This is a genomic window from Phycisphaerae bacterium (assembly GCA_041652575.1).
GTDB lineage: Bacteria > Planctomycetota > Phycisphaerae > Sedimentisphaerales > UBA12454 > UBA12454.
Genome location: JBAZHC010000001.1, coordinates 331,669 through 340,392, shown reverse-complemented (window position 1 = coordinate 340,392; position 8,724 = coordinate 331,669). Strand labels below are relative to the sequence as shown.

The following is an 8,724-nucleotide window of genomic DNA, read 5'->3' as shown; positions in this document are numbered from 1 at the left end:
GAAGAAAATTATGCCGGAGTTTACGGCGAAGAGATGACTTGGTTGAAAACCATAAAAGCGGTTCGATAAACGATTTAAAAATAATAGAAAAATATATTTGACTGGAAGCACGCTTTCAGAGATGACAATTTTTAGAGGTTGCCTAAAGCGGCAGCCATAAGAAAAAGGGCAGGCTGTGTATTATCTAAAACCCTGTTTACAGACCTCTTAACTGCTGGTTCAAAGTCTGATATGTAGATTTAAGCGAATAATAGAGCCAGATGGTAACGATGACAGTAACAACAATAACCAGCAACGATATAATCCATTTGGTTATGGGCTTATAACGAGGGTTACTGCATACGATACGCAGGGCAAAAGGCCCGGCACATAACAAAGCGAATAACACCCAAAAATCGGAATGATACCACCTAATTTCCGGCTGACTCGTTTCGTCAATATCCCTGCCGCAATGAGGACACTTTATCATAAATAACGTCCTGTTTTATTACTGGCTGAGTTTGTAAAAACCCCGGCATGGAACGGCTATTTCTTCCTTGCCTTTTATTTTAATATGCAGCATATCAGAAAAAACCCGCAGCTTTCCCTCCTGCGGGGGCGGGGCTATTTCCACATCGAACTGGAACTTGTTTTCAGCTTGCTGCTGATTAACCATCTTTATAATGCCTTTATCAGAGGTAACCGAGTCAATTTCTATAGGCTGATTATAATTGCTGGTAAGGAATATACTTCTTTTCTGAACTTCGCCTGCAATTGCATTACGCAGAATAATTACAGACGGAGTAGCCTCAAACTCCTTCAAACAGGAAAATGTAATCCGTGCTTCTTTGCATTTCGAATGATTTAAAGTAAAAATTATACCGCCATTCAAATTTTTACGAAGATTAGCCGCATTTACGAGTGGCTTTAAGACGTGCTTGTCTGACATATTGTTCGGGTCAATAGCAAATGAAACCACATTGCCGGCAGATTCAACCTTTGTAACGGCAAATTTTTCTCCGTCAACACTGATAATCGTTATGGGACCGGTGCCTGCGTCAGGGTCAACCAGCGATAAATTAATCTGCTCAGGTTTTACCTGAACCTGCAGCTGGACATAAGCCTTGATTTCGAGTTCGGCCCTTGGAGTATCAGAGTCATTACTAAAAACCATAATATGCTGGGAAGTGTTACCCTGATATTTTGGAGCATGAAATTCCACGGTGATTTCACCTGATTCGCCGGGGGCATATTCCTTCTTCTTCAAATCCGGAACCGTACATTTACAAGTACCCTGGAGACGGTCTATTTTCAGAACATCTTTTCCTGCGTTCTTAAAGGTAAATTTACAGGTGTTAAGACTATCGGGACCAATCGTGCCAAAATCGTGTTCGGTGCTATCAAACTTTATCCTCGCATTCGAGGGCGTGGAGGATTGGAAGGACTGCGCCGGCTGGTTGGCTTCGGGCTTTGCGGACTCTGCCTTAACGGCAGGAGTTTTTTTATCGCCTAATTTAATAAAAGGTTTTTTACTCTTGGCCTGAGACTGGGAAGAAATAACAAAAAGCAATGCCAATACAATAACCAGAAAATTACAAAATCTTTTATTCATAATAGCCGCTCCTTTTCTGCAAATTCCCTGTAAAACTCAAAGCTAATAGTTTAGCACAAAAAAATTTTACTGACAACAGCAAATTTTTTTCTATCTTTAAAGAAATCTTGAGGAAGCAGAGGTTCTATGGTAGATTAACGCCATATAAAACAGCGAAAATATACTATACTTTGCGGGTGAGGTAAAAAATGAACGTATTGCTGGTCGGAAACGGCGGACGGGAACACGCGATAGCGTGGAAACTGGCACAGTCAAAAGAATTAAAAAAACTCTTCATAGCACCCGGCAATCCCGGAACCGCTAAATGCGGCACAAATATCGATATAAAAGCCGATGATTACGATAAACTTTTAGCCTTTGCCAAAGACAACAAAATCGGCCTTGCCGTTATCGGGCCGGAAGACCCCCTGGCAGCCGGACTGGTTGACAGGTTTGAAAAAGCCGGAATAAAGGCATTCGGACCAAGCGGAGAAGCGGCACAACTCGAGGCCGATAAGGCTTTCTCAAAACAAATTATGAAGGCAAACGCAATACCCACCGCGGAGAGCCGAACATTCGATAACTTTCAGGACGCAAAAGCCTATATCGCAAGCAGAGATGAAGCGGTCGTGATAAAGGCTACCGGACTTGCCAAGGGCAAAGGAGTGTTCGTCTGCGATGAGCCGTCGGAGGGAATTCTCGCCGCTGAAAAAATTATGGAAGGAAAATTATTCGGAAAGGCCGGTGAAAAAGTTCTTGTCGAAGATAAACTGCTCGGACAGGAAGCGTCGATACTGGCGCTGGTTGACGGAAGAAATATCTATGTCCTTGAAAGTTCGCAGGACCATAAGGCTATCGGAGACGGAGATACCGGGCCGAATACAGGCGGTATGGGAGCATACAGCCCTGCACCTGTTGTTACGGATAAACTCATGGACCAGATTACACGGGAAATACTCGTGCCGACCGTCGACGGAATGAACAGAAACGGTACGCCGTACAAAGGCGTTCTCTACGCGGGCATTATGATTACCCAGGGCGGACCGCGAACACTCGAATTCAATGTCCGGTTCGGAGACCCTGAAACCCAGCCGATTCTGACAAGACTAAAAAGCGATTTGCTCGAAGCAATGCTGGCGACCTGCGACGGGACGCTCGATAAAATCACACTCGAATGGGACAGCCGAGCCTCCGTATGCGTTGTTATGGCGTCGGGCGGGTACCCGGACGATTACGAAAAAGGAAAAGTCATAACCGGCATCGAAGAAGCCGAGAAAATTAAGGATGTCTGCGTGTTCCAGGCGGGGACAGCGGAAAAGGACGGCCAAATCGTAACCGCAGGCGGAAGAGTGCTCGGAGTAACGGCACTGGGAAATACAATCGCCGAGGCAAAGGCAAAAGCATACGAGGCTGTTGAAAAAATAAAATTCGAAAAGGCATACTACAGAAAAGATATCGCGGATAAAGCGATTAAGACAAAAAAGTAAAAGAATATTGAATGGCTAAGAACGAAGGACACGGATTCCATCCCGATTTCGGCACTAATACCCAAAGGCGGTATTTTGCGGCCAGACATAAAAAAATCATCCGCTGGACAATAAGAATTATTATCATTGTTTTCCTGTGGCTGCTGTACAGTCTTGGCGGGAACCTGCTCAAGCCGATTGCGATAAGTCAGATAAAACAACTGACCGGTGCGAGGGTCGATATCAACGACATCAGTTTTCGTTTAAGCGGAAAAATAAGCATTAAAAATATACGAATCGGGCCGTCAGAACAAAAAACGCCGGACAACGCGATACTGACGGCAAAGGTCATCGACGCCTATTTTTCACCTTTGAGTTTTCTCAAATTCAGTCCGAAACTCAAACGCCTGAAAATCGAAGACTTCTGCGTTAACATCCAGTACAACGGCGATGAAAAAGTCTGGAACGTGGCCGCACTGAAACCGCCCCGCGGGGGAAAAGGTGAATTCCTGCCTGAATTGAGATTCAAACGCGGAGAAATAAAATTTACACAAATTAACAAAGGCGCAGAAGTAAAAACCTTTACCTGTAATATCAACGGCGGCAACGCTGAAACAACCAGCGAGGACGGAATCTACCGCTTTGCCATAACTGAAAATATCCCCAGAGAAGATACAGGCAACAGGGTAATCATCAAATGGGCACAGAAAGAAATACAGGAAATCGAACTCGAAGGCTATCTACCAAGACTTGCGATAACCCTGTTCGGCAGCAAATGCAATATAAACAGTTTTTATTCAAGAATTACAGCCGACAAAAAAAATGTAAACTTCGAAAGAGCCACCATCGCTATCGGACCCGATACCGTCATAGACGTCAACGGAACCGTAACGAACTTTAAAACGGACCCTTCATTCGTTTTCGGCGTCAAAATGAAAGACCTCAGCGTTCGGGAGGAACCTGTCGATAACTGCTTTGCGTACGGAAGCAGAATTTTCGAGAGCTTTATCCCCCTTCTGCAGGTTTTCTTCGATAATTTCAGTCCGCAGGGACTGCTCGACCTCGATGTTGTCCTGACCGGAAAGGCGTCCCAGATAGCCAAAACAAAGTGCAAAGGATATCTCGGCTGCAAAGACATCTCCATTCAATACTTTGATTTTCCATATCTGGTCGAACATATGGCCGGGAAAATCGACGTAACCGAAACGAGTATGACGATGAATAACATCAAGGCCGCACACGGCAAAGTCGATATCACGATGAACGGATACTGCGACGGGTTCGGCGAAACGATGGACAGCAACGTCGTGATTTCAAGCAATAATATGCTGCTCGACGAAGACCTGTACGTGGCGCTGCTGGAGAATCATAAAAAACTGTGGTACATTTTCTCGCCGGCGGGAACGGTGGCTGGCGATTTTATCTACGCGGCGAAACCGCCGAATACGAGAATATTCCGGCTGGAAGGAGATTTGCTCGATGTCTCGATTATGTGCCAGTATTTTCCATATCCTGTAATGGGAATCACCGGCAAAATAGCCGTCAATGGCGGACTGATAGAATTAAAAGATGTCCTAAGCCAACGTGACGGCGGAACCATTAAAATGCAGGGAAGAATCACCGACGCGAATACGCCTGAGCCGGAATATAATTTCAAAATAGAAGCCAACGATATAGCTATCGATAACAAACTTACGGGGGCCTTTCCGCAGGAGCAGAAAAAATTCTTCAGCAATTTCGAAATACAGGCGAAAGGCGACGCGGATATCGATATTCACTCGGTCGATAATAACGAAATGCCAATCGACTACCTGGCAAAGCTTAAAATAAAAGGAGATTTAATAAAGCATTCGATGCTGCCGCAGCCTCTGAAAAATATTAAACTCGATGCAAATCTCACGCCATCGACATTCGAGATAACAAAATTCAGCGCAGACTTTAACCAGAGCCCGATTAACGCCACGGGAACTATCTGGACCGGTTCAGACAAAGAGCCGGTCGGTTACTGTATGCAGATGACCGCTGAAAAACTGGTGCTCGACAGCAATACCGTTAAGTCCATACTCGGCGAAAACAGCGCCGAACTGCTCGAGGATTTCCAGTTCAACGGGCCGGTAAATCTCGAAGCCGCCATTGGGAAAAACGCCCGGATAAAATGTCCCGAATATGAAATTACCGTCGATTGCCTCAAGGATACGGTCTTCCTGAAGAAACTCAATATGCCGCTGAAAGATATCGCCGGAAAAATAATCATAAAACCGGAAGATGTCGAGCTTGTCTCGTTGTCGGCAGTACCTGCCTACGATGTTCAACTCGACAGTCCGGGCAAAATCACGCTGGACGGAAAAATAAAAATGGCACAGGGTGCGGTCGATTCGGCCCAGCTTAAACTAAGCGCCGTCGATATAAGCTTCGACCAGAGATATACCACGGCCCTGGGAAAACTCGAAAGCTATTACGCAAAACTCCAGCCGACGGGAAAATTCGACCTGAATTTCGACAGGATAAAACTCTATAAAAACGATGCGGGCGGCAAAACAATTAAACTCGATGGAACCGCCCTTTTCAAAAACTGCTCCGTCGGAAGGGCAAAACTTATCTCCGATATATACGCCCTGCTGAATGTCGATGCCGAATACAATATCGGCAAAGGGCCCGGCAGATGCAATTTGTCCCTGGACGTTCAAAGCCTTTCGTTTAAGGACAGGCCCATCAAAAATGTCAGGCTCAAAGTTCCATTCGACAGCAATGACCCGAAAATAGTCATCAAAGGATTCGTGGGCGATTGTCTCGGCGGGAAGATTTCCGGCGACGCAGTAGTTGTAACCGACTGCAACGGCAATTTCTCAAACTATCAGGTTGACCTTGCCCTTGCAGGAATCGGCACCGAACAATTCGTTTCTCCCAAAGCCGGAACTGTTCAGGATACAGGCGGCGCAATAAACGGCGAATTGCACATACAAGGCGATTTGCAAAAACCACAAATAGCGAGAGGAAGACTAATCGCACAGGCTACCGGCCTTAAACCCCGCCAAACCGGAGCTATAGCACAGATAAGAACCGCAATATTCGAAGCGGTCAAAAAAGACCTTGCGTTCGACAATATAAAGGTTCAGGCTTTTATAAAGGGAAGCGTAGTGCAGGTAAGCAGATTCGACATGTACGGCCCTACCGCATCGCTTAGAGGAACAGGAACGTACGAGCCTGCAAGCGATTCGGTAAATATCAACTTCACCGCCTACAGCGCGGCCGGGAAAGAAGAGCCGAGCTTTATCGAATCTTTGACGGCCGGGTTCGGACCTGCGTTTTTAAAGGTCGAACTGACAGGGACGCTCGAAAAGCCGCAAATAAAAGTTGTGCCGCTGCCGATTTTCCAAAAATCACTGGAAATAATCGGGACAAAGAAATAGCCGTTAACGAAGTTAACAAGGTTAACAAAATTAACAAGAAAGGCTATTGGTAATAAAACTGGCAGACTTTCAATGTACGAACCATACCAATACTATTTTTTTGATAATACACGGCAGCAGATAGCCCACACATGGAAGTTCGGCCATTAACGATGGTGTAAAATTTTCATTTATCAGGTCTAAATTTTTAAAGGACAGGGTGCGAGGAACCCATCGCGGAACATCTGACATAAATTTTTGATAAGGCTGGCCGTAACGGGCAAGCAAATGCATCTCCTCGTAATGAATCACAAAAGAATATACAACCGCGCTCCAGACCAAAGTAACGGGAACAAGCCAGGGAAACTCAAACAATATTGTCATCCCCAAAAAAATCGCGATAGTGCCGACATAGACGGGATTTCTGACAAATTGATACGGGCCGGTGAGGGTCAAATCCTTGTGAACCTTCAGGCGATACCGCAAATGCTGCTGGGCCCAGACGCGAATAGCTATGCCTATAAAAAAAACCAACAAACCAATCGGCCAGATAATATATACATTCTCCACCCTGCCGTGTGTCCAGAATGCGGCAAAGACCAGCGGAACGCCGACCAGGAAACCTCTTAAAAGATAAACTAACTTCCATACGGACATCTAATAAATACCTCCATTAAGACTGTAAAAGTCTGATATATGCCAAAATTATCGCTAAATTGCAATCTATATTTATTCTATCGTGAAAAAATGATGAGAAACCGTCCATCAGTAAGAATATAAAATATCTTGACCCGCTGATATGGCAGGTTTATACTCCTTTCTGCAGGGGTGGCCGAAAAAGGCCTGAGAAAATACCCTTAGAACCTGAACAGGATTATCCCATTTTGGGAATGCCTGCGTAGGAAGCGATGAAAAAAAATTATTAAAGGGTCGCTTTCAAAACGAGGCGACCCTTTTTTTGTTTCCCTGATAAGGGGTGAAACCGGAGATACAAAATGACACAAATTAAACTGGCGTGCAACGGAATATTGAGCAAGGAAATGCATATTGTTGCGGAAAATGAAAATATCGATGTAAAGACAGTCTGCAAAGAAACCGCTGCGGGCAAACTCGTTATCCCGGCGAATAAAATACATCTCAAAACAAACCTGAAACCTATCGGTATCGGACGAGCTGTTACGATAAAAGTCAACGCCAACATCGGAACAAGCAGCGCAAGCTCGTCTGTTAAAGATGAACTCGATAAACTATCGGCCGCTATTGATGCGGGAACCGATACAGTAATGGATTTAAGCACCGGCGGAGACCTCGATAAAATACGCACGGAAATTCTCGACAACTGCCCGGTACCTTTCGGAACCGTGCCAATATACGAAATGATTATCGGCAGAAACGTAGAAGATATAAATCCGAAAGTTATTCTCGATACAATTGAAAAGCAGGCAAAGCAAGGCGTCGATTTCTTCACCATTCACGCAGGCGTATTAAAAGAATATCTGCCGATGGCCGTAAAAAGAGTTTGCGGAATCGTAAGCCGGGGCGGCGCTCTGATTGCAAAATGGATGACGCTGAATAATAAGCAAAACCCGTTTTACGAACTATTCGACGACATCTGCGATATTATGGCCCAGTACGATGTCTGTTTTTCTCTGGGCGACGGGTTGCGGCCGGGATGTATCGCCGACGCCACCGATAAAGCGCAAATCTCCGAACTGAAAACGCTCGGCGAACTTGTTCTGCGGGCGAAGGGAAAAAAATGTCAGGTCATGGTCGAAGGCCCCGGCCATGTTCCGTTTAATCAGATACAAAAAAATATGGAGCTTCAGCAGAAATACTGTCATAACGCGCCGTTTTATGTTCTCGGCCCGCTTGTGACTGATATCGCGCCGGGCTATGACCATATAACAAGTGCTATCGGGGGAACAGCGGCAGGATACTGGGGTGCATCGTTTTTATGTTATGTAACTCCGAAAGAACATCTGGGCCTGCCGGAGATTGAAGATGTGAGACAAGGCGTTGTCGCCGCTAAAATTGCCGCTCACGCCGCCGATGTCGCAAGAGAACACTCCGGCGCAGCGGAAAAGGACAGGCAATTAAGTATCGCAAGGGCAAATCTTGACTGGAAAAAACATATCGAAAGCGCGATAGACCCTAAAACCGCTGGAAAATTTCACAATCAGGCCTGCGTAAAAAGCGTCAAAACCACGGCAGACGATGATTTCTGCACAATGTGCGGCAAAGACTGGTGCAGTTTGAGAATCAACAAGGAACTGGCCAAAGTTTATACAAAGAAATAATA

The 8,724-nt window shown here is 45.4% G+C and carries 6 protein-coding genes and 1 riboswitch; of the genes, 3 read left to right on the top strand and 3 right to left on the bottom strand.

Annotated elements, in window-relative coordinates:
• Nucleotides 1-196 precede the first annotated feature (196 nt).
• Together WC496_01615 and WC496_01610 are read right to left on the bottom strand one after the other, a co-directional pair.
• Nucleotides 197-469: a hypothetical protein gene (locus tag WC496_01615; GenBank protein ID MFA5291713.1), complete on the bottom strand. Its 273-nt coding sequence runs from the start codon at nt 467-469 to the stop codon at nt 197-199.
• An 18-nt stretch (nt 470-487) separates the two neighbouring features.
• On the bottom strand, nt 488-1,591 hold the full coding sequence (locus tag WC496_01610; GenBank protein ID MFA5291712.1) for a DUF1573 domain-containing protein: 1,104 nt from the start codon (nt 1,589-1,591) through the stop codon (nt 488-490).
• 188 nt (nt 1,592-1,779) lie between these two features.
• Here WC496_01610 and purD point away from each other — a divergent pair, with 188 nt between their 5' ends.
• Both purD and WC496_01600 read left to right on the top strand, forming a co-directional pair.
• Nucleotides 1,780-3,057 (top strand): phosphoribosylamine--glycine ligase, encoded by a 1,278-nt coding sequence (purD, locus tag WC496_01605; protein ID MFA5291711.1) that lies wholly within the window; start codon nt 1,780-1,782, stop codon nt 3,055-3,057.
• 11 nt (nt 3,058-3,068) lie between these two features.
• Nucleotides 3,069-6,446, top strand: coding sequence for a hypothetical protein (locus WC496_01600; protein ID MFA5291710.1), 3,378 nt, complete (start codon nt 3,069-3,071; stop codon nt 6,444-6,446).
• Nucleotides 6,447-6,515: 69 nt separating this feature from the next.
• Here the strand turns inward: WC496_01600 and WC496_01595 are convergent, their stop codons facing one another.
• Nucleotides 6,516-7,082, bottom strand: coding sequence for an isoprenylcysteine carboxylmethyltransferase family protein (locus WC496_01595; GenBank protein ID MFA5291709.1), 567 nt, complete (start codon nt 7,080-7,082; stop codon nt 6,516-6,518).
• 157 nt (nt 7,083-7,239) lie between these two features.
• Nucleotides 7,240-7,347, top strand: a riboswitch (TPP riboswitch).
• A 73-nt stretch (nt 7,348-7,420) separates the two neighbouring features.
• Between WC496_01595 and thiC the strand changes: the two genes are divergently transcribed.
• Nucleotides 7,421-8,722, top strand: a complete 1,302-nt coding sequence (gene thiC, locus WC496_01590; GenBank protein MFA5291708.1) for a phosphomethylpyrimidine synthase ThiC — start codon at nt 7,421-7,423, stop codon at nt 8,720-8,722.
• Nucleotides 8,723-8,724: the final 2 nt, after the last annotated feature.